The sequence below is a fragment of the Bradyrhizobium sp. Mp19 genome (assembly GCF_029952935.1).
In the GTDB taxonomy this organism is placed as follows: domain Bacteria; phylum Pseudomonadota; class Alphaproteobacteria; order Rhizobiales; family Xanthobacteraceae; genus Bradyrhizobium; species Bradyrhizobium elkanii.
Genome location: NZ_JASAUT010000032.1, coordinates 1 through 24635 on the forward strand (window position 1 = coordinate 1; position 24635 = coordinate 24635).

The window sequence follows — 24635 nt, forward strand, 5'->3', positions numbered from 1 at the left end:
ATTGCGCACTAGGCCGGGACGACATCGAGTATGTTGCGTCATCGAGAGTCATACATTCACGGTCTCTCAGGATGACGGGGCAGTGAACATCGACAACAATGACGGCACGGCGGTCGACGCTCCCCGCCCCTAAAACCTCGCCCGCGCCATCAGCCGCACCGTGCGGCCCTGCCCCGGCGAGATGTTGTTGTTGCCGTCGGCCGACGCCCAATAGCCCTTGTTAAAAATGTTCTCGACGTTGAGCTGGGCGCTCCAGGTCTCGTCGATCTTGGCATAGATCGCCGCATCGAAGCGCACGAAGCCCGGCAGCCGCACCGTGTCGTCGGACGAGGCGAAGGAATCGCCGAAATAGATCACGCCGAGCGCGGCCGCCCACATCGGCGTGAACTGATACTTGTTCCACCAGGCAAACTGATTGTACGGCACCAGCTGGACGCGGTTGCCGGGCACGACGGTCGCCGAGGTCGCGCCGGTGATCTTCGCATCGGTGTAGGCATAGGCCAGCGACGACTGCCACTGTTCGGTGACATAGCCGGTCAGGCTCGCCTCGACGCCTCGCGTGAGCGTGCTGCCTGAGGGAAAGAAGAAGCCGGGATTGTTGCCGTCGGCGATCGGCTGGTTGGTGCGGTTCAGATTGTAGACCGCGGTCGAGAACAGCAGCTTCGGATTGACATTCCACTTCATGCCGAGCTCGACATTCTCGAAGCGCTGCGGCTGCAGGATCAGGGTGCCGTCGTTCAGCGCGCTGAACTGGTCGCCCGAGGCCGGCAGGAAGGAGACGCTGTAGGCGGTGTAGACCGACATCGAATCGATCGGCTTGATGATGAGGGCGCCCTGCGGCGACACCAGATTGTCGACGCGATTGCGATTGATGTTGGTGTTCATGTCGGTGGCCGACATGTCGTAGCGATCGAACCGCGCGCCGGCGATGATCCGCACGGCGCGCGAAATCTCGATGGTGTCCCTGAGATAGCCGGACTGAATGTTCAGCGCATAGCGGCTGTTCGAATCGGGCGTGGTGACGCCGTCGCTGTTGGTGCCGGTGAAGTGGTGAAGAAACGTCACCGGGCCGAAATAGGTCGGCGCGAACGGGTTCTGCACGATGGTGTTGGTGCCGTTCGGGAACACGCCGGTGTTGCGGATGTCGACGCCGGTCTGCCGGCCGAACTCGGTGCCGAAGCCGACGGTGTGGAACAGCGGCCCGGTCCAGGTCTTGTAGGTGAAATCGGTCTGGTTGAAGACGTTGTCGCGGTTGGTCGTGTGCTGATAGGCGCCGAGATTGACCGCCGTGTCAGCCGGGTTGACCGCGCCGGCGAGTGGTCCGCCGGTTGGATAGACGTTCTGATAGAATTTCTGATAGTCGGCGGCGATGGTGCCGTTGCGCACCGTAAGCCCGTTCTCGAAATCGTGCTCGATAATGGCCATCCCGGTCTGCACCGTCGCCTGCGCGGTGTTCAGGCTTGGGCTGCCGAAGAAGGTCGAGAAGTCGCCGTTTGGCGCGAACGGCGTCGTCGGGTTGAAGCGGGTCGCGCCGCCCGGCAGCCCCTGCGAGGGATTGCCGCGATCGGCGGTGCGCTCGTCGTGGAAGTACTCGTAGCTCAGTTTGATTTTAGTGTTGTCGTCGGGCTTCAGCGTCACCGTCGGATTGATGCCGTAGCGCTCCAGATGATTGAAATCGCGGAAGGCATCGGCGCCTTCGTAGAACACGTTGAGCCTTGCTGCGACGTTGTCGTTGATCGCCTGTCCGGCATCGAGGCTGACGCGGCGATCGCCCCACGAGCCGGTCTGCGCCGTCGCCTCGTAGACGCGGTTGCCGTCGGCTTCCTTCAGCGTGCGGTTGAGCAGGCCACCGCCGGCGCCGCGGCCGAAGGTCAGCGCGCTCGGCCCCTTCAGCACCTCGATGCTCTGGGCGTTGTACATGTCGCGGAAATACTGCACATCGTCGCGAAAGCCGTTGACGAAGAAGTTGGCGCTGGAATCGACGCCCCGGATCACGAGCTCGTCGCGATTGCCCTCGCCCTGGTGCACGGCAACGCCGGGGACGTAGCGGGTGACGTCGGTGAGGCCCTGGTAGTTCTGGTCGCGGATCTGCTCCCGCGTGATCACGTTGAGCGATTGCGGGATGTTGACGATGGCGGTGTTGGTCCTGGTCGCAACCGACGTGCTGTTGGCGAAATAGCCCGATGTGCCGGTGCGGGCGTCCTGCGATTCCGCGAAGGGTTTTGCCGTCGCCGCGGGCGCGATCCGCCGCGCCGTCTGGGTGCGGCGGCCTCGTGCGGCGGCGGTGTTGCGCGCGGCCTTCGGCGCGCTGCGGCGGCGTTGCGTGGCCGGCGCCGTGACGGTCACCGGCGGCAGCGACGATGCGCCGGCCGGCGCCGACGCCGATTGCGCGCGCGCAGCAGATGTTGCGAGCGGAACGCTCAGCGCGAGATAGCTCGCCGTGAGCAACGCAAGCTTCGCAAGCAAGACAGTGCGACGATTGGCTTGTGATCGTGATGTCATGATGTCGTCCCCAAGCAACTCTCGCCTTCTGAAGGCGATGCGTCGTCCTCTAGAGAGGTGAGGCGCTGTGCGTCCAGACGACGGACTTGGGAGAATTTTTGCGTGACGACGGAATAAAATCGCGACGAATGGGCGCGGGTTCAGTTCGCGGCGAGCGCAGGGTTGGAAAAGTCAAGGATGCAAATGGTTTCTGTCGACTTCCGGATTGGCGCCGAGAAAAGAAGAGCGGTACTCGCGCGCCGCCCTTCTTGTAGAGATTCCAGATTGTAGCGATTCTAAAGCGATCAGGACGTCGCGATCACGCGGTTGCGGACCGCGGCCGCAGCCCCGCCGGCAGATGCGCGTCGATCCAGCCGGTGATCGCACGCTCGTTGCGATGGTAGAGCAGGCCGGCGGCGATCACGGCAATGCCGATCAGCGACAGCGAGAACGGAAACCACAGCGAGTCCTTGAACACGACGTCGGCGAGATGGCCGAGATAGAGGCAGATGCCGAACGCGCCGAACACCGCATAGGCGCGCCGCATCAGGATCACGGCGATTACGATCAGCCCGACATTGAGCAGGCAGTACACCGCCTTGCTCAATTCGGTTGAGCCTTCGGACGCGCTAATTCCGCCCCAGAACGCCATCAGGCCGAACAGATGCAGCCAGAACGCAAAGTCACCGTTGCGGCTGCGGTAGTCCACGATCCACGCCACCGCGAGCACGGCAAGCCCGAACCAGATCGAGACCCTGCGGCGCATCTCGAAATCGGCGTGAGCCATGCCGCTGAACCACGGCGCCAGATCCATCGACATGAACCACAGCGCGACCGAGATGATCGCGACGATGAAGGCGAAGCGGTAGTAGCGCAGCGCGACGATGCCGGCGGCGATCGTCGCAATCTCCATGAAGATCCAGCTGCCCTTCACCCAGACGTAGAAGTCCTGCACGGTTCCCGGCTTGCCGAACTTGCCCCACCAGCCAAGCTCGTCCTGGATGCCGTAGACCGCGAGCGGCGCCATCGAGACCGCGATCGCGATCAGCAGGCCGCCGGGAACCCGCAGATTCTTGTCGTGCCAGAGGTGATGACCCGCCACGCTGAACCCGACCGCATAGGCGATCGCGCAGGCCGTGAGCGCCCGGCCGCCCATCTGGGTGAAGGCCAGGGTCGAGAACAGGCCCATGGCACCGATCACGATGAGCGCACCGGCGTACCAGAGCACATGCGCGGCATCGAACTTGGCGGCGGGACTTGCATCGCCCGCCGGACCCTGCCCTGCGTTGCTCCCCAGGAAAGTGAGCAACCGTTCCAGATCGGCCGGGCTGATCACCCCGGCATCGGCGGCTTCCCGGAGTTCCTTGGCTGAATATGGCATGCGGCACTCCTCACGGCCGGTTCCGCGCCTGCTCCCGATCATCTGGGAGAAAGACGCCCTGTTCTCATGAGTATATCCGGAAATGAGCAACGTTCAATAATTTCCTGAGCAACGCTCACAAAATTTTGCAAGCGAACGCAAGCCCGCCCCGCGCCCAGCAGATCGGCAGTCGCTGGCCGAACTTAGTCCGCCAGCGCCTTCATCTCCTTGTAGAGATCGGATTTGCCCTCGAAGCCGATGCCGGGAAGGTCGGGCATCACGATGTGGCCACCCTCGACGCGCACCCCGTCCGGGAAGCCGCCATAGGGCTGGAACAGGTCGGGGTAGCTCTCATTGCCGCCGAGGCCGAGGCCGGCCGCGATGTTCAGCGACATCTGGTGGCCGCCATGCGGGATGCAGCGGCTCGGCGACCAGCCGTGGGTCTTCAGCACCTCGAGCGTCCGCTGATATTCGCAGAGCCCGTAGGACAGCGCGCAATCGAATTGCAGCCAGTCGCGGTCCGGCCGCATGCCGCCGTAGCGGATCAGGTTCCGCGCATCCTGGTGGCTGAACAGGTTTTCGCCGGTCGCCATCGGGCCGGGATAGAACTCGGCCAGCGCGGCCTGCAGCGCGTAGTCGAGGGGATCGCCGGCCTCCTCGTACCAGAACAGCGGGTACTCGCGCAGCATCTTGGCGTAGGCGATCGCGGTCTCCAGATCGAAGCGGCCGTTGGCGTCGACCGCGAGCTGCGCCGCGCTGCCGATCTCCTTCAGCACCGCCTCGATGCGCTCGCGGTCCTCGGCGAGCGGCGCGCCGCCGATCTTCATCTTCACGACGTTGTAGCCGCGGTCGAGATAGCCGCGCATCTCCTTGCGCAGCGCGCCGAGATCCTTGCCAGGATAATAGTAGCCGCCGGCGGCGTAGACGAAGACGCGCGGATTGGCTGATAGCCCGTGGCGCTCGGCGAGCAGCCGGAACAGCGGCTTGCCGGCGATCTTCGCCACCGCGTCCCACACCGCCATGTCGATGGTGCCGACCGCGACCGAGCGCTCGCCATGGCCGCCCGGCTTCTCGTTCGACATCAGCGTCGACCAGACCTTGTCCGGATCGAGATTGCCGCCATCGGCATCGAGCAGCGATTTCGGATCGGCTTCCTTGAGGCGCGGCGCAAAGCGCTCGCGGATCAGACCGCCCTGCCCGTAGCGGCCGTTGGAATTGAAGCCGTAGCCGACCACCCGCTTGCCGTCGCGCACCACGTCGGTGACCACGGCCACCAGGCTCGAGGTCATCTTGGTGAAGTCGATATAGGCATTGCGGATCGGCGAGGAGATCGGTTTTGTGACCTCGCGGACGTCGACGATGCGAACGGACATGGGGATTCGCTTTCAGGTTACTTGCCGCGTCATTCCGGGATGGTGCGCAAGCACCAGACCCGGAATCTCGAGATTCCGGGTTCACGCTTCGCGTGCCCCGGAATGACTGCGTCCTACTTCTTATCCCGGAAATACGGCTCGACCGGCCCGTGCACCTTGATGGTGAGCGGATTGCCGTAACGGTCCTTGGCGTTGCCCGCGGTGACGCGGACCCAGCCTTCGCTGATACAGTACTCCTCGACATTGGTCTTCTCGGCACCCTTGAATCGGATGCCGACATCGCGGGCGAGAATATCCGCATTGTAGTACGGGCTGTTCGGATCGACCGAGAGGCGGTCGGGGAATTGGTCGTTGGTGTCGTTGTCGTCGCTCATAGCAGCGCCTCGATTTCCTTCCTCAATCCTTCGGGCCGGGCGGTCGGCGCATGCCGCGCCACGACCTTGCCGACGCGATCGACCAGGAACTTGGTGAAGTTCCATTTGATCGCGGGCCCGAGCAGGCCCGACTTCTCACGTTTCAGGTGCTCATACAATGGATGCGCGCCGCTGCCATTGACGTCGATCTTGGCGAACATCGGAAACGTCACCGCATAGTTGGTCTCGCAGAACGCAGCGATCTGCCTCGCATCGCCCGGCTCCTGCGCGCCGAACTGGTTGCAGGGGAAGCCGAGCACGGCAAAGCCGCGCGCCGAGAGGCCGGCATGCAGCTCCTGGAGGCCCTTGTATTGCGGCGTGAACCCGCAGGCGCTCGCCGTGTTCACGATCAGCAGCACCTGGCCCTCGAACCGCTGCAGCGGCACCTCGTCGCCGGCGAGCGACTTGGCGGTGAAATCGTAAACGGTCGCCATCGTTCACCTCACTTGCGCATGATCTCCGCGCAAACGCGTTCCGCGTTTGTCGCGAGGGAAAACCGGTACCCACTTTTCCGCATCATGCGCTAGAGTACCGGATCGATCGGCGACGACGGCGTGCCGCCGGCCTCGACCGCCTCGCCGGCGGCAAGGCAGAGATCCTCGCGGTAGCGTCCGGCCACCAGCTGCACGCCGACCGGGATCCGTCCCACGAGACCGGTCGAGACCACGAGCCCGGGAAGCCCCATGAACGGGATCGCAATCTGCGGCAGCTGCGCGTGCCACACCCGCGCGAACGACGCCTCGTCCTTGCGGTCGAGATGGTCGGGGAACGGCAGCTCGCCGGACACCGGCATCAGCAGCACCGGATATTTCTCGAAGAAGGCGAACCATTCGCGCGTCAAGGTCGCGCGGCGGGTCAGCGCCTGCGACAGGTCGAACGGATGCACGCGGGCGCGGACGCCGCGCAGGCAAGCCAGTGCGCCGGGATCGCCCTCGCGCTCGGCGAAGGCGAGCTGGGCCTCATAGCCGTCGCCGAGCCAGAGCCGGGTCTGGATCTCGGCCGCCTCGCGCAAGGACGGCGTGTCGGCGATTTCCTCGACGATCCAGCCGGCGTTCTGCAATCGCTTGCCGGCGTCGGCGACCGCGGCGACCACTTCCGGCACCGGGTTGAGACCATCGGGATTGAGGCACATCGCAACGCGCTTCTCGCGCGGCGGGCCGTCGAGCGGCACCGGCGCATACCAGGGGTCGCGATAATCCGGCGCCGACATCGCTGCGAGCGAGATGCGCAGGTCGTTGACGGTGCGCGCCAGCGGGCCCGACACCGCGCTGATCTGCGGGCCGATCGGACGCTCCGGCAAAGCCGAATTGAAGGCCGGGATGCGGCCCATGCTCGGCCGCAGGCCGTGCACGCCGCAGGCATAGGCCGGATAGCGGACCGAGCCCGCGATATCGGTGCCATGCGCGATATGGCCGATGCCGGCCGCGACCGCGGAGCCCGCACCGCCCGACGAGCCGCCCGGTGTAATCCCGGGATCGCGCGGGTTCTTGGTGTCGCCGTGAATGAGATTGGTGGTGAACCAGCGATAGGACACCGCCGGACAATTGGTGCGGCCGAGCAGCACCGCGCCGGCCTTGCGCAGATTGGCGACCACCGGATTGTCGACCTTGGCGATGACGTCGCGCTGCGCCTTCAACCCGTTGGTGGTAGCGTAGCCCTCCTGGTCGACATTGACCTTGATGGTGACCGGCACGCCGGCGAGCGGCCCCACCGCCTCGCCACGCGCGATGGCCGCATCGACCTTGGCGGCCTGCGCCAGCACGTCGTCCGGCCGGTGATCGACCACCGCGTTGAGCTTCGGGTTGACCGCGTCGAGCCGGGCGAGCCCGGCCTCCGCCGCCTCCTTCGCCGACACCTTCTTCGATTTGATGAGGCTGGCGAGCTCGGCCGCCGACAGACGCCAAATATCCTGCATGTGCAACTCCGTGTGACGCTGCGTTTTAGCGCCGCGCGGAGAACATGACCAGCGGCCCGCCGCCCGATGTTTCAGCGGACATGCGCGATGTAATAGGCAAGATCGCCGATCTGCTCCTTGGTGACCGTCTGCATCACGTCAGCCATGGTGGCGTCATAGCCGTGGCGGCTGTTGTCCTTGTATTCGGCCAGCGTCTTGGCGAGGTAGTCCTCGCGCTGGTTGGCGATGCGCGGGACGTTGTCCTTGCCGGAGAAATCGGTGTTGTGGCAGCTGTTGCAGCGGTTCTGCTGCGCCAGCGCCTGGCCGCGCGCCATCCGCCCGGGATCGCCGGCGTCAGCGGGCGGCTTGGGCTTCGGCAAGGTCGCGATGAAATCCGAGAAGCTGCGCAAATCGTCGTCGGTCAGCGGCTTCGCCATCTCGTTCATCGGCTCGAACACCCGCAGCTTCTCGCGGAACATGAAGAGCTGGATCAGCGCATAGGGCGCCGTCTGGCCGCCGAGCGACGGCGTGTTCTCGGTTTCCGACGTGCCATGCTCGCCATGGCAGGCAAAGCACGCCGCGGCGCGCTCCTGGATGGTCTCGGCATTTGCGGAGAAGGCGATGCACGCGAGCGCCAAGGCGGTGGTGATGGTTTTATACATTGGCCACTCCGGCATGAGCCGTCATTGCGAGGAGCGAAGCGACGAAGCAATCCATTGCTCCGCAAGTGGCGGAATGGATTGCTTCGCTTCGCTCGCAATGACGGTGACTAGACTTTCAACTTACTGATTGGCGACCTTCGGCTTGCCGTAGCTGACGCGATAGACCGCGCCGTTCCAGTCGTCGGAGACCAGCAGCGAGCCGTCCTTCAGCAGCATCACGTCGACCGGGCGGCCGACATACTTGTTGTCCTCGAGGAAGCCGGTCAGGAACGGCTCCATCGACTTCACCGTGCCGTCCTTGTTCAGCCTGACGGCGACCACGTCACCACCCTGCTTCTGCGACTTGTTCCAGGAGCCGTGACGCGCGACAAAGATCACGTTCTTGTAGGTCTTCGGGAACTGGCTTCCGGTGTAGAAGCGCATGCCGAGCGACGCGGTATGCGGGCCCATCAGGCCGACCGGCGCGGTGTAATCCTTGCAATTCTTGCCCCAGCCGAGTTCCTGGTCGATGATGTTGCCCTGGTAGCAGTACGGCGCGCCGAAATCCTCGCCCGCCTTGGTGACGCGGTTGAGCTCGTCTTCCGGCACCGTCTCCGACAGCCAGTCGCGGCCGTTGTCGGTGAAGTACATCTGCTTGTTCTCGGGATTCCAGTCGAAGCCGACCGTGTTGCGCACGCCGAGCGCGTAGACCTCGGCGCCGGAGCCATCGAGATTCATGCGGCGGATCTGGCCGTGGTCGGCGTCATGCAGCACATTGTTGCCGGGCTGTCCGACCGGAACATAAAGCTTGTTGTCGGGACCGATGGCGATGAACTTCCAGCCATGCGCCTCGTCCTTCGGCAGCTTGTCGTAGATCACGGTGGGCTTCGGCGGGTTGTCCAGATTGTCCTCGATCTTGTCGATCTTGGAGACCTTCGAGAGTTCGGCGATGTAGAGCGTGCCGTCCTTGAAGGCGACGCCGTTCGGTCGATAGAGACCGGAGGCGATCACCTTGACCGAGCGCTTGCCGTCCTTGTTGACGATCGCATAGACCTTGTCGACGAGCCGGCTGCCGACGAACACCGTGCCCTTGTCGCCGAGCGCCAGCGAGCGCGCATTGGCCATGCCGGCCGCATAGACCTCGACATTGAAGCCGGCCGGCGCCTTGAGCTTGGCGAGCGGAAGCTTGTCGGGCGCGGACGGCAGCGGCGGCGGCGCCACCGGCGCGAGCTTGGCGGCGGCTTCATTGTCCGGACGCCCGAGCAAGGGCGAGCCAGGCGGCAGCGGCTGGGCGGCGGGGGCGGCACCTGCCGCCGGCGCGGCTGGCTGTTGCGCCGCAGCAGAGAGCGTGAACGCCCCGAGCATGGCCCCCGCGAGCAGCAGGCTGCGCGGTGCGAACGAGTGTTTTTTCATTGATGATCTCCCCTGGGTGGAAGCCGTTGTTGATTGCGCCATTGACGTCGCCCGGCGCCGTTCGGCTTTCCGTTCATAGTCTTGTGAATTTGTCCGGACAATTGCAATCGGAAACATGCTGACATCGGCCAACGCATGGTTGTGACCACGCGGCGGGCCAGCGCGCGTCAGTGCCTTGTCATCGAGCGGTCCGGACGATCGAGAATCGCCTCCGTGAATGGAAACTCCAGAACGATCTCGCCCTCGTCGTCCGTCACCTCGATCACGGCGCTGAGCAGCGCGCCGTCGGCGCCCTCGGTCTTGAGCAGTTCGCGAATCATCGCGCGCGCCATTTCCCACGCACGATCCGGATCCCGCAGGATTTCGCCGTCGGGATCGGAGATCAGCTCGTCGCCGATACGGGTATTGAAGAAGTAGCGTGGCATCGGCTGAACTCGGCTAGGTTAGTCGCTTCCCGTCAGGGGAGAGCACAGGATCGTCACAGGACCTTCGGAGGACCGCAGGGCCCTGTTTACTTATTCCAAGATCACCATTCACCGTGTGGCGAACAACAGGAAAAAGGTCTGATGCCACGGGCTTTTGACGGGAAACACGCGCACAAATTTGTGAGTGGGCAGAAGTTGCCTGCCGCAGTGCAGCATACCTTGCGAGGCGGCACCTTACAGAAAATTTAACTGGCGAACTTTTCCAACCACAGTACTTTACTCTGCAGGGCGGAAAGTTCGTCCGGTTGCAACAAGGAGAGCCAAATGGCCTGGAAAGCACCGAAGATCGTGGAAGTGTCGGTCGGCATGGAAATCAACATGTATATGTGCGCAACCCGCAAGTAAGCGGCAGCGCCCCATACACGTTTAGCGTTTTAGCGCAGGTGGACATCCGGGCGTAACGCGCTCCCGAGCAAGGGAGTGTGTTTCAAATCCGGGGTCCACCTCGTAACGTTTTTGGGTCCAACAGACTTCTCCAGGGCCAAGCTTCTCCAGGGGACGGATCATGCTTCGTGTCGTCGTCCTGGGTGCCGCGGCGGGTGGCGGCGTTCCGCAGTGGAACTGCGGCTGTGCCGTCTGCAGGACGGCGCGAAGCGACCACCCCGAACTGCAGAGCACGCAAGCCTCGATCGCCGTCAGCGGCGATGGCGTGCACTGGTTCCTGGTCAATGCGTCCCCGGATCTGCGCCAGCAGCTGATTGCCACGCCGCAGTTGCATCCGAAGCACGGCGCGCTGCGCCATAGCCCAATTGCGGGCGTCATCCTCACCAATGGCGAGATCGACGCGGTCGCCGGGCTGCTCTCGATGCGTGAGGGCTCGCCGTTCACGATCTACGCGCATGAGCGGGTGCTTGCGATCCTGCGCTCGAACAGCATCTTCAACGTGCTCAGCGACAAAAATGTCGACCGCCGGCCGATCGCGGTCGACCAGGCCTTCGAACCGGCCCTGCCCGACGGATCGCCGTCCGGGCTCGAGGTGCTGCCGTTCGAGGTTCCCGGCAAGGGCGCGTGGTATCTCGAGGGCAAGGCGCATCCGGCGGGCGCCGACAGCGTCGGCGATACGCTCGGCCTGCGTATTGCGGACAAGCGCAGCGGCAAATACTTCTACTTTGTGGCCGCCTGCGCCCGGGTGACTGACGACCTGAAAATGCGGCTCAAGGGCGCCCCGCTGGTGTTTTTCGATGGCACGGTGTGGCGCGACGACGAACTGATCGCGGCGGGCCTTGGCAACAAGACCGGCCAGGGCATGGGCCATATCGCGATGTCGGGCGATCAGGGTGCGATCGCCAGCCTCGCCGGGCTCGACATCGGACGAAAAGTGTTTTTGCATATCAATAACTCCAACCCGGCGCTGCTTGGGACCTCGGCCGAACGCAAGGCGGCCGAACAGGCGGGCTGGCAGATTCCCTCCGACGGAACGGAGATCGTGCTGTGAATGTCGTGCCTACCACCGGAATGACCGCGCTCTCGATCGGCAAGGGCATCACGCTCGACAGTGCCGAGGAGATGGAGGCGACGCTGCGCACGATCGGTGCCACGCGCTATCACAGCCTGCACCCGTTCCACCGCCTGCTGCACGGCGGCAAGCTCAACAAGGGCCAGGTCCAGGCCTGGGCGCTGAACCGCTATTACTATCAGAGCACGATCCCGCTGAAGGACGCGATGGTGATCTCGCGCTTCCGCGACCGCAACACAAGGATCGAATGGCGCCACCGCATCGAGGATCACGACGGCGATCTCGGCAATGAGGGCGGCATCGAGCGCTGGCTGAAGCTGACCGAAGGCCTCGGACTGGATACCGCCTATGTGGAGTCCACCGAAGGCATCTTGCCGGCGACGCGCTTTGCGGTCGAAGCCTATGTGCATTTCTGCCGCGACCGCACCCCACTGGAGGCGATCGCCTCCTCGCTCACCGAATTGTTCGCGCCGAACCTGCACGAGGAGCGCATCTCGGGGATGCTGAAGCACTACGACTTCGTCAATCCCGACATCATGAGCTATTTCAGCCGCCGCCTGACCCAGGCGCCGCGCGACGCCGGCTTCGCGCTCGACTACGTCAAGCAGCACGCCAGGACGCCGGCCGAGCGCGAGGCGGTCTGCAACGCGCTGATCTTCAAGACCAACGTGCTGTGGGTGCAGCTCGACGCGCTGTATCATGCGTATGTCGACGGCCAGATTCCGCCCGGCGCCTTCGTGCCGAAGACAGGTTAGAGACACGATCATGGCCAGCCGCAACATCAGCGTCAGCGAGACCAGCCGGCCGAAACTGCCGCGCCATACCAAGCTGAAATTCGACGAGACGCGGCAGGTCTGGGTGATCCTGGCGCCGGAGCGCGTGCTGGCGCCGGATGACATCGCGGTCGAGGTGCTGCAACTCTGCGACGGCGTGCGCAGCGTCGCCGCGATGGTGGACCAGCTTGCGGAGAAATATGCCGCCCCGCGCGAAGCGATCGCGACCGACGTGATCGCCATGTTGCAGGATCTGGCCGACAAGGGCTTTCTCACCGAAGCGCGCGAGAGCACAGCATGAGTGACACACTCGCCGACAACAAGATGACAGCGCCAGGCCCGACCGACGGGCTCGCGGTGCTCGAGCAAACGCGCTCGGCGGCTGAGACCTACGGCATCCCGCTCGCGGTGCTGCTCGAGATCACCCACCGCTGCCCGTTGCAATGTCCCTATTGCTCCAACCCGGTCGAGCTCGACCGCGGCTCGACCGAGCTCACCACCGAGGAATGGAAGAAGGTGCTGAGCGAGCTTGCCGAGCTCGGCGTGCTGCAGGTCCATTTCTCCGGCGGCGAGCCGACCGCGCGCAAGGATATCGTCGAGCTGGTGCAGCACGCGACCGATGTCGGGCTGTATTCCAACCTGATCACCTCCGCCGTGCTGCTGACCAGGGACAAGCTTTCGGCGCTGGCCGATGCCGGCCTCAACCATGTGCAGATCAGCTTCCAGGGCAATGAGCCCGTTGTGGCGGACCGCGTCGCAGGTCTGAAGGATGCGCATCGCAAGAAGCTCGAGGTCGCGAAATGGACGCGCGAGGTGGAATTGCCGCTCACGGTGAATGCGGTGATGCACCGGCAGAACCTGCATCAGCTGCCCGACATCATCCAGATGGCGGTCGACCTCGACGCCGACCGGCTCGAGGTCGCCAACGTGCAGTATTACGGGTGGGCGTTGAAGAACCGCGCCGCACTGATGCCGACGATCGCGCAGATCGAGGAGACCAGCCGCATCGTCGAGGAAGCCCAGGTGCGCCTGAAGGGCACGCTCGCGATCGACTATGTTGTTCCCGACTACTACGCGCTGCGGCCGAAGAAATGCATGGGCGGCTGGGGCCGCCAGTTCTTCAACATCTCGCCGGCCGGCAAGGTGCTGCCGTGCCACGCCGCCGAGAGCATCACCGGGCTCGAATTCGAGTCGGTGCGCTCGAACCATTCGATCGCCTGGATCTGGCAGAACTCCGAGGCCTTCAACCGCTATCGCGGCACAGGCTGGATGCCGGAGCCGTGCAAGAGTTGCGAATTCCGCGAGGTCGATTACGGCGGTTGCCGCTGCCAGGCCTTTGCGCTGACCGGCGATGCCGGCAACACCGACCCGGCCTGCGCGCTGTCGCCGCGACACGAGGAGATCTTCAAGCAGGCCGAGCGGGAATCCGCCGGCACGCAGAACCGCTTCCTGTATCGCAACTTCGCCGGCGGCACGCTGGAGACGGACGAACCCCGGAACGAATCCCAGGACAAGCGCAATGGCGCCTGACGCCGATGTCGGCAAGGCCGCGAGGCGTGCCGATCCCTTTGCGCCGCTGACGTCGGAATGGCTCGACGTCGGCGATGGCCACGATCTCCATGTCGAGAGCGTCGGGCGCGAGGGCGGCATTCCCGCGGTCTATCTGCATGGCGGCCCCGGCAGCGGCTGCCAGCCCGATCATCGCCGGCTGTTCGATCCCGAGCGCTTTCACGCCGTGCTGTTCGACCAGCGCGGCTGCGGTCGCAGCCGGCCGAAGGGCAGCCGCGACAACAACACGACGCAGCACATGATCGCGGACATGGAGAAGATCCGCGAGCGGTTCGGCTTCGCGCGCTGGATGGTGGTCGGCGGCTCCTGGGGCGCGACGCTGGCGCTGGCCTATGCGCAAGCCCATCCCGAACGGGTCAGCGGGCTGGTGCTTCGCGCGACGTTTCTCGGCACAGCCGAGGAGCTGGACGATGTTTTCCTGCGCGCCTTGCCGCGCTTCTATCCCGCCCTCTCCGAGGACTTCCTCAACTTCCTGCCCGAGAGCGAGCGTGCAGCGCCGCTTGCGGCCTATTATCGCCGCATCCTCGATCCCGACGCCGCCGTGCATGCGCCGGCCGCGCGCGCCTGGCACGACACCGAACGCGCGTTGTCGGAGCACACGCCGAAGCAGACGCGGCTCGACCTCAAAGCCTCAGGCGCCCTGCCCTCGACGCCGTTCATGGAGGCGCATTACTTCGCCAACGATTGCTTCATGCGGCCGCATCAATTGATGGACGAGGCCGGCAGGCTCGCCGGCATTCCCGGCATCCTGGTCCAGGGCCGTTACGATCTGTTGTGCCCGCCAGCGACATCGCACGCGCTCGCTGCGCGCTGGCCGGGCAGCGAGGTCCGCATCGTCGATGGCGCAGGCCATATCCTCTATGATCCCGGCATCCGCAACGCCGTGATGAAGGCGATCGCCGACCTCGCCGCCAAGGGCTAAGCCGCCGCAGGAACACCTTCGACATCAGGAGCCGGTAAAGAACTCGACCGGCTCCCTTGCTTCCCTCAATGTTTGCACTTGCCGGGAGGACATGCCGGCGCTGCCCGTGGCGCGGCCGTGGGCCTTGGCGGCGCCGCCATCCGCGGTGGCGGCGCGGCGTGTTGCACCTGCATCGCCGGCCGTGGCGGCGGCGCAGCGCGCGGTGCCGGCGCCGGGGCGGGACGCGGCGGCAAAGCCGCAGCACGAGGTGGCGGGGCAACCGGCCGCGGCGGCGGAGCCGCAGCCCGCACTGGCGGAGCTACGGCATGGACTGGCGGAGCTGCCGCATGCGCCGGCGCGGGCCGGGAGACCGGCGGCGGCGACACCGCGGCGCGGGCGGGTGCCGCGCGCGCGGCCGGCGTCGGCCGTGTCGACATCGCGCGGTTCGCCGGCGACGGCGCCGTCGAGGGCTTCACGTTTGCGGTCGGAGCGGTCGCGGCATGCGGGAGCGGTTGCGCGCCCGGCTTGCCGGCGGCCGCGGGTGAGGCGGGCGCGTTTGTCGCCGGGGCGGCACCGGGCTTGGCCGGAGGAGCAGGCTGCGCATTGGCAGGCGCCATCGCGGTCGCCGGCTTGCCTGGCGCCACCGTATTCGGCTTTGCCCCAGGTTGCGCGGCGCCGGGTTGTGCGGCTCCCGGCGGCACAGCGCCATGCTGCATGGCATTGGCGGGTGCGGTCGCTGACTGCGGCAGCGGCGGTCCATTTTTCGCACCCGGCAGGGTATGGGCACCCGGTGTGCCCGGTGCGCCCATCGCATTCGGAGCGGCGGCAGCATTCGGAGTGGCAGCAGCGTTCGGTGCCGCGGCAGCGTTTGGTGCGGCGCGTGGAGCTCCCATCGCCGCACCTTGCGCGGGCGTCACGCCTTGCGGAGCGCCCGGCAGGTTGGCGCGCTGCATTGCCGCAGCCGGCAGTCGCGGTGCCGCCGTCACCGGCGCGCCGCCCATCGCCGCCGTCACCCCGGCCGCATGGAGCTGCGCCGGCGTCGGGTTGGGATTGTTGATCACCGTGTTGATGACAGTGGTGTTGTGGATGTTGTTGAACACGATGTTGTTCTGCGGCGGCACGACATAGGCCGGTGCGGCGACATAGGCCGGCATCGCCACGAACATCGGCGTCGGCAGCACGTACAGGCCGATCGGCGGCGGCGGTGGCGGCAGCACGACGAAGTCCGGCGGCGGCGGCGGCAGGAAGACCACCGGCGGCGGGGGGGGCGGCGCGAAGTCGAACACCGGATCGCTGTAGTACAGCACCGGACGGTCGACATAGACGACCTCGTCGGGCGGCGGCGGCGGCACGTCATAGTCGAGCACGGTGAACTGCGGCGGCGGCTCGAGCGCGGCCGACAGATAGGCCAGCCGGCGCCGGGCATCGTATGCATGCGGCCCGCGCGGATAACGCCGCAGGTACGACCAGTACGCATCAGGCGTGTCGGCGTTGTAGGTGCGCCGCCAGGTGATCGCCTCGCGCCGCGCCGCCACGATCGCGCGCACGCGCCTCGCCAGCGGATCGTTCGGATAGGCCTGCAGGTAGTCCTCATAGCCTTGCAGCGTGTCGCGCTCCAGCGCCGCGGCGTAGGCATCCTGCGCCGAGAAATCGCGGATCGGCTTGGTGCGCAGCCCGGCATCGACCTGCTGCGGCGGGGCGTCCGGCTTGCGCTCGAAGAACATGAAGGGCGCGTCGACCTTGTGCGCATCCCACGGGATCTCGGCGCCCTTGGTCATCTCGTTGACGCGCAGCCGGACGCGGTCGAACACCTCGGGCAAGGTCAGGCCGCCGGTGCGGATCATTTCCGCCAACGCTTGCGCGTAAGGCCCGTAAGGCGGCGCACCGTCAGGGGCGACGGTGCCGGGCGCCGAATTGAAGCCGATCAGCATCTTCGGATCGGGATCGACCAGCGCAAGACCGCCGGCCAGCGGCTGGCCTTCCTTGGCGAAGGGATTGCTGCGCGCCGCATCGAGCACGATCACGCCGGCCTTGATCGGCAGCGCCGAGAGTTGATGGCTGTAGTCGGAAATGCGGATCGCCTCGACCGGCACGTCGGTGTCGCGGGCGATCTTGGCGTCGACCGGCACGAAATAGTTCTCGCCGGTGAGCTGCACGCCGTAGCCGACGAGATACACGAAAGCGACGGCATTGGGCCCCGCCTCCTGCACCTTCTGGATGAAATCGCGGAACGATTTGCGCAGCGTCTCGCCGTCGAGATCGCGTGCGCCGATCACGTCGAATCCGGCGGCCTGCAAGGTCTGCGCGATCAGGCCGGCATCGTTCGCGGCGGTCTGCAACGCGCCGGCCTCATAGGCGCCGTTGCCGACGACAAGTGCGAGACGCTTTTCCTGATCCTGCGCATGCACGGGAAGCGAGGCGAACGACACCAGACCGACGATCAATGCCCACAGAATGCGTGCCATGGTGGCCGTCCCTTTTCTTCTCGAGAGTTAGTGTAGCGAATGAAATGCTACCTCTGTGAACCGGTGCTGAACAGGATTGCAGCAATTGTGGCAATCCTTGGTCTGAGCTCCCGGGAACCGGCTTCCCTGGTCCGCGCGATCAGGCGATATTGCGCGGATAAAACAGGCAAAAAGGAGCACTCGATGCCAATCGCCGGACAAGGCATGCTGCTGACCTCGATGGATATCGACAGCTTGCACGAAGCTGAATTCAATCGCTGGTACGACCGCGAGCATCTCGAAGAACGGGTCGCCATCGACGGCTTCCTGGAAGCCCGCCGCTACGTCGCCCATGACGGCAAGCCGAAATATCTCAGCCTTTACTCGACCGCGACCTTCGACGTGCTCGAGAGCCCGGCCTATCGCAAGGCGCTCGCCAACCAGACCGACTGGTCGAAGGCCAATATCGCGCGCTTTCAGAACATGATCCGCGGGGTCGCGCGCATCACGATCAGCCGCGGCGTCGGCAGGGGCGCAGCGCTCGGCATCATCCGCCTGCGCCCGCCTGCCGAAGGCGCGGACAAACTTCGCGCTGCATTGCGGGAGCAACTCGATCCAGCTTCGCGCGACGGCATCATCTCGATGCACCTCCTGGAGAACGACCCTGACCTGTCGAAACCGCTCACGCCGGATGCGGAGAAAGCCGATCCCGGCGCCGGTGACTGGTTCGTGATGATCGACGCCACCGACGTCAGCGCGGTCCCCAAAGCCGCTGCGGGCATCACCGGCAATGCCGCCTTGAAGCCGCTCGTGGTCACCAGCGGCGTCTACAGGCTGTTGTGGGATATCGCGAAGAGCGACCTTCCGCGCCCGTAAAGCACGATCGGGAAACGTGCGATGCGCTTTTCCGAAAAACATCCTCTCAAGCAAGCGTGGCGGTGCAGATCATGTTGCACCGCCACATAACGCAATCGAGATTAACGCTACACGCGCATCAGCCGCGCGAAAGCTGATGATCGGACAATTTAGCCTTTGCCTTCTCTGGAACGGCTCTAATAAGATAAGCCTATGATCCAATTCAAAAACCAGAACAACGCCACGTGAGCGTTCGTCGTCAACGATAAGGCCGCGCGGGTCTGGCATTTTCGCGCGGGTCAAAGGTAGGAATGAAACCGACTGATATCTCGGCGCCGGATTACTTTCATAAAGTAGTCGACTGCCAATGGGCCTGCCCCGCACACACCCCTGTTCCCGAGTACATCCGGTTGATTGCTGAGGGGCGTTACAGTGACGCCTACATGATCAATTGGAAGTCCAACGTGTTCCCCGGCATTCTCGGGCGCACCTGTGACCGTCCATGCGAGCCGGCATGCCGCCGCGGCCGGGTCGAGGACAATCCGGTCGCGATCTGCCGCCTGAAGCGCGTCGCAGCGGACTTCAAGGACGACATCAAGCATCGCCTGCCGAAGCCGGGACCGAAGAACGGCAAACGCGTCGCGCTGGTCGGCGGCGGCCCCGCCTCGCTCACGGTGGCGCGCGATCTCGCGCCGCTCGGCTATCACTGCACCGTGTTCGACGGCGATCCCAAGGCCGGCGGCATGATGCGCAGCCAGATTCCGAAATTCCGCCTGCCCGACAGCGTGATCGACGAGGAGACCGACTACATCCTGAACCTCGGTGTCGAGTTCAAGGGCGGCCAGCGCGTCGACAGCCTGAAGCAGCTGCTCGCCGAGAACTATGACGCGATCTTTGTCGGCAGCGGCGCGCCGCGCGGCCGCGAGCTCGACATCCCCGGCCGCAAGGAGGCCGCCGCCAACATCCATATCGGCATCGAGTGGCTGGCCAACGTCTCGTTCGGCCACGTCGACAAGATCGGCCGCCGCGTCATCGTGCTCGGCGGCGGCAACACCGCGATGGATTGCTGCCGCACCGCGCGCCGCCTCGGCGGCGAGAGCGTCAAGGTGATCGTCCGCTCCGGCTTCGAGGAAATGAAGGCCTCGCCGTGGGAGAAGGAAGACGCGCTTCACGAGGACATCCCGATCCTCAACTACATGGTGCCGGTGGCGTTCAAGCATGTCGCCGGCAAGCTGATTGGCGTCACCTTCCAGAAGGTGAAGGCGGAGTACGACGCCAAGGGCCGCCGCAATCTGGTGCCCTCGGGCGAGCCTGACGAGACCGTGTCCTGCGACGATGTGCTCGTTGCGGTCGGCCAGGAGAACGCGTTCCCCTGGATCGAAGCCGATTGCGGCATCGAATTCGACAAGTGGCACATGCCGAAGGTCGATCCCAAGACGTTCGTCTCGACCAATCCGAAGGTGTTCTTCGGCGGCGATGCGGCGTTCGGGCCGAAGAACATCATCTGGGCCGTGGCGCACGGCCACGATGCCGCGCTCTCCATCCACCGCATGCTGTCCGGCGAAGACATCAACGAGCGCCCGCTGCCCGAGGTGCAGGTCTCCTCGCAGAAGATGGGCATCCACGAGTGGAGTTACGACAACGACATCTCCGCCGACAAGCGCTTCAAGGTGCCGCATCGCGACAAGGTGGTCGCGCTGAAAGACATCCGCGCCGAGGTCGAGCTCGGTTACGACCTCAAGCTCGCGCTCGGCGAGGCGCAACGCTGCCTGAATTGCGACGTGCAGACGGTATTCTCGACGCCGCTCTGCATCGAATGCGACGCCTGCGTCGACATCTGTCCGATGGACTGCATCAGCTTCACCGAGAACGGCGAGGAGGATGATTTGCGGCAGCGGCTGAAAGCGCCCTCACCGCATCACGACCAGGCGCTCTACGTCTCCGGCGACCTCAAGACCGGCCGCGTCATGGTGAAGGACGAAGACGTCTGCCTGCATTGCGGACTGTGTGCCGAGCGCTGCCCGACCGGCGCCTGGGACATGCAGAAGTACCTCATCGATATGGTTCAAGCGGGATCAACATGTCAGTCCAAAGCCCGATCAGCAGCGTAAACGACTTCGTCGTCCGCTTCGCCAACGTCAACGGTTCGGGCTCGGCCTCCGCCAACGAACTTTTCGCGCGTTCGATCCTGCGCCACGGCGTGCCGGTCTCACCACGCAACATCTTCCCCTCCAACATCCAGGGCCTGCCGACCTGGTATGAGGTGCGCGTCACCGAGGACGGCCATCTCGGCGCGCGCGGCGGCGTCGACTTGATGGTGGCGATGAACCCGCAGACCTGGGACAAGGACGTCGCCTCGATCGAGCCCGGCGGCTATCTGTTCTACGATTCGACCAAGCCGATGCCGTCGTCGAAATTCCGCGAGGACATTACCGTCATCGGCGTGCCGCTGACCGCGATCACCAACTCGACCTACACCGATCCCAGGCAGCGCCAGCTGTTCAAGAACATCATCTATCTCGGCGCGCTCTGCGCCCTGCTCGACCTCGATCCCAAGCTGGTCGAGCAGCTGATCGGCGAGCAGTACAAGGGCAAGGAGAAGCTGCTCTCCTCCAACGTCCATGCGCTGCACCTCGGCCGCGACTGGGCGCTGCAGAACCTGAAATGCCCGCTCGGGCTGCGGGTGAAAAAATCCGACAAGGTCGGCGACCGCATCTTCGTCGAAGGCAACAGCGCGGCCGCGCTCGGCGCCGTCTATGGCGGTGCCACCGTGTGCGCCTGGTATCCGATCACGCCGTCATCATCGGTGGCGGAAGCCTTCACCAGCCACTGCAAGAAGTACCGCCACGATCCCGAGACCGGCAAGGCGAAATACGCGATCGTGCAGGGCGAGGACGAGCTCGCCTCGATCGGCATCGTGATCGGCGCCTCCTGGAACGGCGCACGGGCCTTCACCGCGACCTCGGGTCCCGGCATCTCGCTGATGACCGAGTTCATCGGCCTGTCCTATTTCGCCGAGATCCCGGCTGTGATCATGAACATCCAGCGCGCCGGCCCCTCGACGGGCATGCCGACCCGCACCCAGCAATGCGACGTGATCGCCTGCGCCTATGCCTCGCATGGCGATACCAAGCACGTGCTGCTGTTCCCGGAGGATCCGGCGGAGGCGTTCGAGTTCGCCGCGGCCGCCTTCGACCTCGCCGAGCGGCTGCAGACCACGATCTTCCTGATGCTCGATCTCGACATCGGCATGAACCACCGGCTGTGCCGTCCGCTGAAGTGGGACGACGCGAAGCAATACGACCGCGGCAAGGTGATGACGGCGGAGATGCTCGAGGAAGGCCGCGACTTCGGCCGCTATCTCGACGTCGACGGCGACGGCATCCCCTATCGCACCTATCCGGGCACGCATCCGACCAAGGGTTCCTACTTCACCCGCGGCACCTCGCGCGACCGCTACGCGCGCTATTCCGAGGAAGGCGCGGTCTACGCCGACAACATGCAGCGCCTGGTGCGCAAGTTCGAGACCGCGCAGGACATGGTGCCGCGGCCGCTGCAGGCCAATGCGGCCAGGCCGACCAAATACGGCGTGATCTATTTCGGCTCGACCTCGCCCGCGATGGACGAGGCGATCGGGATCCTGGAGGCGCGCGGCCATCAGCTCGACCGCATGCGGATCCGCGCCTTCCCATTCCACTCCAGCGTCGCGAGCTTCATCGCCGACCACGACTTCGTCTACGTGGTCGAGCAGAATCGCGACGCGCAGCTCCGCCAGCTGATCGTCAACGAGAACGGCATCGACCCCGTCAGGCTGGTGCCGATCCTGCACTATGACGGCACGCCGATCACCGCGCGCTTCATCGCAGGCGCGATCGGCGACCACCAGGATCATCTCAAGGTGACCCCTCTCCGCAAGGCCGTGACATGACCTACATTGCAAAGCCGAAGTTCCATCATCCCGGCCTGAAGAAGAACGAGCTGGGCTATACCCACCGCGACTATGAGGGGAAGATCTCGACCCTGTGCGCCGGCTGCGGCCACGATTCGATCACCGCCTCGATCATCGAGGCCTGTTACGAGCTCTCGATCGAGCCGCACCGGGTGGCGAAGATTTCCGGCATCGGCTGCTCGTCGAAGACGCCGGACTACTTCCTCGGCAATTCGCACGGCTTCAACTCGGTGCATGGCCGCATGCCGTCGGTGCTGACCGGCGCCAACCTCGCCAACCGCGACCTGATCTATCTCGGCGTCTCCGGCGACGGCGATTCCGCCTCGATCGGCTTCGGCCAGTTCGCGCATTCGATCCGGCGCGCCGTCAACATGACCTATATCGTCGAGAACAACGGGGTCTACGGCCTGACCAAGGGCCAGTTCTCGGCCACCGCCGACCGCGGCTCGAAGTCGAAAAAGGGCGTCACCAACACCGACAATGCGATCGACCTGGTCGCGATCGCGCTGCAACTCGGCGCCACCTTCGTGGCGCGCAGCTTCTCCGGCGACAAGACCCAGCTGGTGCCGCTGATCGCGGCTGCGATCCGCCACAAGGGAGCGTCCTTCATCGACGTGATCAGCCCCTGCATCGCCTTCAACAACCACGCCGGCTCGACCAAGAGTTTTGACTATGTCCGCGATCACAATGACGCGGTGAACCGTCTCGACGTGCTGGTCGGCCGCGATCCGATCAGCGTCGACTATGCGCCGGGCACCGTGCAGGTGGTCGAGCAGCATGACGGCTCGCGGCTCGCGCTGCGCAAGCTCGACGCCGACTACGATCCGCATGATCGCCTCGGCGCGATGACCTTCCTGCAGAAGCACGCGGCCAAGGGCCAGATCGTCACCGGTCTGCTCTATGTCGATCCGGATGCCGAGGATCTGCACACCCATCTCGACACTGTCGAGACGCCGCTCAACACGCTGGACGAGCAGGCGCTGTGCCCGGGCTCAGCGGTGCTCGACAAGATCAACGCCAGCCTGCGCTGAGCACTCATTCTCGCCGTCACAATGACGTGGCAAGGATGTGCAACAAACTCTGTGTCGTCCCTGCGAAAGTAGGACCCATAACCACCGATGCAGATTGCCTGGCTACGCCGGGACGACGAGTCCCGTTCACAACAGAAGCCGCGGCGTATGGGTCCCTGCTCCCGTGCGCAATTGCGCACTAGGCAGGGACCACAACGACGGAGTTGGTGACGGCTACTTGTCGCTCAGTACGTCGCCGAACAGCGCCCACGACTTGCCGTCGAACCGCGCCATCTGGATTTGCCGGATCGGCGTCACATTGTCGGGCTCGGTCTGCACCTTGATGCCGGGCAACAGCATCGGCAATTCGAGCGCCTTCAGATTGCTCGCCTGTTTGATGATGTTGTCGCGGCTGTAATCACCGTTGCAGTTCTTCAGCACCGCCGTCATGACCTGCGCCACCGTGTAGCCCTGCACGTTGAAGAGGTCGCCCGGGCTCGCATTCGGCTGGTACTTCTTCATCCAGGCCGCAAACTCCTTCTGCGCGGGATCGTCGGCCCAGCGCGGATCGGTCGGATCCTTCAGATAGAGGCCGGTCACGACGCCGATGACGTTCTCGAGGCCGGCCGGTTCAAGCACCGCGGAGACGGAGTTGGAAACGGTCGGCAGGATGGTCAGCGGCTTCCAGCCCATGCTCGCCGCCTTGCGCAGCGCCTGGGCCGCGAATTTCGGCGTCGCCTCGGCGAAGAAGACGTCCGCGCCGGACTCGCGCATCGTCACCATCTGGGAATCGATGGTGGGATCGGTCGTGAGATACGTGGTCTCCGCGACGATCTGGCCGACATGCTCGCCGAGCCCGTCCTTGAAACCCCTGAGATAGTCTTTGCCGGCATCCTCGTTCGGCGTGATGACGGCGATCTTCGCATCCGGCTTGGTCTTCAGGATGTATTTTGCGTAGAGCCGGCCTTCGAGCTCGTAGGTCGGATTGAAACCGACCGTCCACGGAAACTGCTTCGGATCGTTCCAGCGCGTCGCGCCGGAGGACACGAACAGCTGCGGCACGTGCTTGATGTTGAGGTACTTCTGCACCGAGATGTTCGGCGCGGTGCCGACCGCGCTGAAGATCGCAACCACCTCGTCCTGCTCGACGAGCTTGCGGGTCTGCTCGACCGTCTTCGACGGCGAATAGGCGTCGTCGAGACTCTCGAAGTCGATCTTGCGGCCGTTGATGCCGCCCTGATCGTTGAGCATCTGGAAATACGCAGCTTCGGCACGCGCGATCGTGCCGTAGGCGGACGCCGGGCCGCTATAGGGTGCGGTGTTTCCGATCTTGATTACGGAATCGGCTGCCGCGGACGGCGAGATCAAGGAGACCGTGAGCGCGGTGACGGCGAGGAGGCCCGCCAGGCAAGAGCGAGTTGACAAGAGCATATCCTTTTCTTGGTTTTCTTGACGCGGCGCACCTTATCAATCGCGCCCGCGCAGGCAATCGCGAAGAAGACTGCAATGAGATTTCCGCATGCCGGCAATCACATTCGCTCGCCGAACATCATGCGCTTTCAAGATCCGGATTGTTGCCGCGATGTTCATGATGTGAGCCTTCGATAGTCACGAAGGT

21 protein-coding genes are annotated in these 24635 nt (G+C 64.8%); 10 read left to right on the forward strand and 11 right to left on the reverse strand.

Annotated elements, in window-relative coordinates; all coding sequences use genetic code 11:
- Positions 1-129 precede the first annotated feature (129 nt).
- From QJT82_RS28770 to QJT82_RS28810, 9 genes are all read right to left on the reverse strand, one after another.
- Positions 130-2502 carry a TonB-dependent siderophore receptor gene (locus QJT82_RS28770; protein ID WP_245288801.1) on the reverse strand — a complete coding sequence of 791 codons (2373 nt, stop codon included), beginning with the start codon at positions 2500-2502 and terminating at the stop codon, positions 130-132.
- A gap of 298 nt (positions 2503-2800) precedes the next feature.
- A complete protein-coding gene (locus QJT82_RS28775; RefSeq protein WP_028342414.1) occupies positions 2801-3862 on the reverse strand; it encodes a hypothetical protein in 1062 nt (353 codons plus the stop codon).
- A gap of 182 nt (positions 3863-4044) precedes the next feature.
- Positions 4045-5214 (reverse strand): mandelate racemase/muconate lactonizing enzyme family protein, encoded by a 1170-nt coding sequence (locus tag QJT82_RS28780; RefSeq protein ID WP_028342415.1) that lies wholly within the window; start codon positions 5212-5214, stop codon positions 4045-4047.
- A 113-nt stretch (positions 5215-5327) separates the two neighbouring features.
- On the reverse strand, positions 5328-5588 hold the full coding sequence (locus QJT82_RS28785) for a DUF3297 family protein (RefSeq protein WP_028342416.1): 261 nt from the start codon (positions 5586-5588) through the stop codon (positions 5328-5330).
- The gene (locus QJT82_RS28790) at positions 5585-6061 is read right to left on the reverse strand and encodes a glutathione peroxidase (RefSeq protein WP_028342417.1); all 477 of its coding nucleotides are present in this window, start codon (positions 6059-6061) and stop codon (positions 5585-5587) included. Before QJT82_RS28790 ends, QJT82_RS28785 begins: the two co-directional genes overlap by 4 nt.
- 89 nt (positions 6062-6150) lie before the next feature.
- On the reverse strand, positions 6151-7542 hold the full coding sequence (locus QJT82_RS28795; RefSeq protein WP_028342418.1) for an amidase family protein: 1392 nt from the start codon (positions 7540-7542) through the stop codon (positions 6151-6153).
- 71 nt (positions 7543-7613) lie between these two features.
- Entirely contained in the window at positions 7614-8183 is a 570-nt protein-coding gene (locus tag QJT82_RS28800; RefSeq protein WP_028342419.1) for a c-type cytochrome, read from the reverse strand.
- A gap of 120 nt (positions 8184-8303) precedes the next feature.
- Positions 8304-9575, reverse strand: a complete 1272-nt coding sequence (locus QJT82_RS28805; protein ID WP_028342420.1) for a PQQ-dependent sugar dehydrogenase — start codon at positions 9573-9575, stop codon at positions 8304-8306.
- Positions 9576-9742: 167 nt separating this feature from the next.
- Positions 9743-10000, reverse strand: coding sequence for a hypothetical protein (locus QJT82_RS28810; RefSeq protein WP_016839844.1), 258 nt, complete (start codon positions 9998-10000; stop codon positions 9743-9745).
- A 324-nt stretch (positions 10001-10324) separates the two neighbouring features.
- Between QJT82_RS28810 and pqqA the strand changes: the two genes are divergently transcribed.
- From pqqA to pip, 6 genes are all read left to right on the forward strand, one after another.
- Positions 10325-10405, forward strand: a complete 81-nt coding sequence (gene pqqA / locus QJT82_RS28815; RefSeq protein WP_035635412.1) for a pyrroloquinoline quinone precursor peptide PqqA — start codon at positions 10325-10327, stop codon at positions 10403-10405.
- Positions 10406-10565: 160 nt separating this feature from the next.
- Positions 10566-11495, forward strand: a complete 930-nt coding sequence (gene pqqB, locus QJT82_RS28820) for a pyrroloquinoline quinone biosynthesis protein PqqB (RefSeq protein WP_028342421.1) — start codon at positions 10566-10568, stop codon at positions 11493-11495.
- A gap of 20 nt (positions 11496-11515) precedes the next feature.
- A complete protein-coding gene (gene pqqC / locus QJT82_RS28825; protein WP_028342422.1) occupies positions 11516-12271 on the forward strand; it encodes a pyrroloquinoline-quinone synthase PqqC in 756 nt (251 codons plus the stop codon).
- Between the two features lie 10 nt (positions 12272-12281).
- Complete coding sequence (pqqD, locus tag QJT82_RS28830; protein ID WP_016839838.1) at positions 12282-12590, forward strand: pyrroloquinoline quinone biosynthesis peptide chaperone PqqD; 309 nt, start codon at positions 12282-12284, stop codon at positions 12588-12590.
- Positions 12587-13819, forward strand: a complete 1233-nt coding sequence (gene pqqE, locus QJT82_RS28835) for a pyrroloquinoline quinone biosynthesis protein PqqE (protein ID WP_028342423.1) — start codon at positions 12587-12589, stop codon at positions 13817-13819. Before pqqD ends, pqqE begins: the two co-directional genes overlap by 4 nt.
- Positions 13809-14780: a prolyl aminopeptidase gene (gene pip / locus QJT82_RS28840; RefSeq protein ID WP_028342424.1), complete on the forward strand. Its 972-nt coding sequence runs from the start codon at positions 13809-13811 to the stop codon at positions 14778-14780. The genes pqqE and pip overlap by 11 nt, the downstream gene beginning before the upstream one ends.
- A gap of 65 nt (positions 14781-14845) precedes the next feature.
- On the opposite strand, the gene QJT82_RS28845 is transcribed toward pip, so the two are convergent.
- Positions 14846-17224, reverse strand: a complete 2379-nt coding sequence (locus tag QJT82_RS28845; RefSeq protein ID WP_028342425.1) for a caspase family protein — start codon at positions 17222-17224, stop codon at positions 14846-14848.
- A 183-nt stretch (positions 17225-17407) separates the two neighbouring features.
- On the opposite strand from QJT82_RS28845, the gene QJT82_RS28850 reads away from it, so the two are divergent.
- The 4 genes from QJT82_RS28850 to QJT82_RS28865 all read left to right on the forward strand — a co-directional run bounded on the left by QJT82_RS28850 (position 17408) and on the right by QJT82_RS28865 (position 23038).
- Positions 17408-18079 (forward strand): DUF4286 family protein, encoded by a 672-nt coding sequence (locus QJT82_RS28850; RefSeq protein WP_028342426.1) that lies wholly within the window; start codon positions 17408-17410, stop codon positions 18077-18079.
- 290 nt (positions 18080-18369) lie between these two features.
- Positions 18370-20169, forward strand: coding sequence for an FAD-dependent oxidoreductase (locus QJT82_RS28855; RefSeq protein WP_028342427.1), 1800 nt, complete (start codon positions 18370-18372; stop codon positions 20167-20169).
- Entirely contained in the window at positions 20139-21986 is a 1848-nt protein-coding gene (locus QJT82_RS28860; RefSeq protein ID WP_028342428.1) for a 2-oxoacid:acceptor oxidoreductase subunit alpha, read from the forward strand. The genes QJT82_RS28855 and QJT82_RS28860 overlap by 31 nt, the downstream gene beginning before the upstream one ends.
- Complete coding sequence (locus QJT82_RS28865; RefSeq protein WP_028342429.1) at positions 21983-23038, forward strand: 2-oxoacid:ferredoxin oxidoreductase subunit beta; 1056 nt, start codon at positions 21983-21985, stop codon at positions 23036-23038. The genes QJT82_RS28860 and QJT82_RS28865 overlap by 4 nt, the downstream gene beginning before the upstream one ends.
- 213 nt (positions 23039-23251) lie before the next feature.
- Here QJT82_RS28865 and QJT82_RS28870 read toward each other — a convergent pair whose 3' ends face one another.
- Positions 23252-24448: an ABC transporter substrate-binding protein gene (locus QJT82_RS28870; RefSeq protein ID WP_028342430.1), complete on the reverse strand. Its 1197-nt coding sequence runs from the start codon at positions 24446-24448 to the stop codon at positions 23252-23254.
- Between the last annotated feature and the right edge of the window lie 187 nt (positions 24449-24635).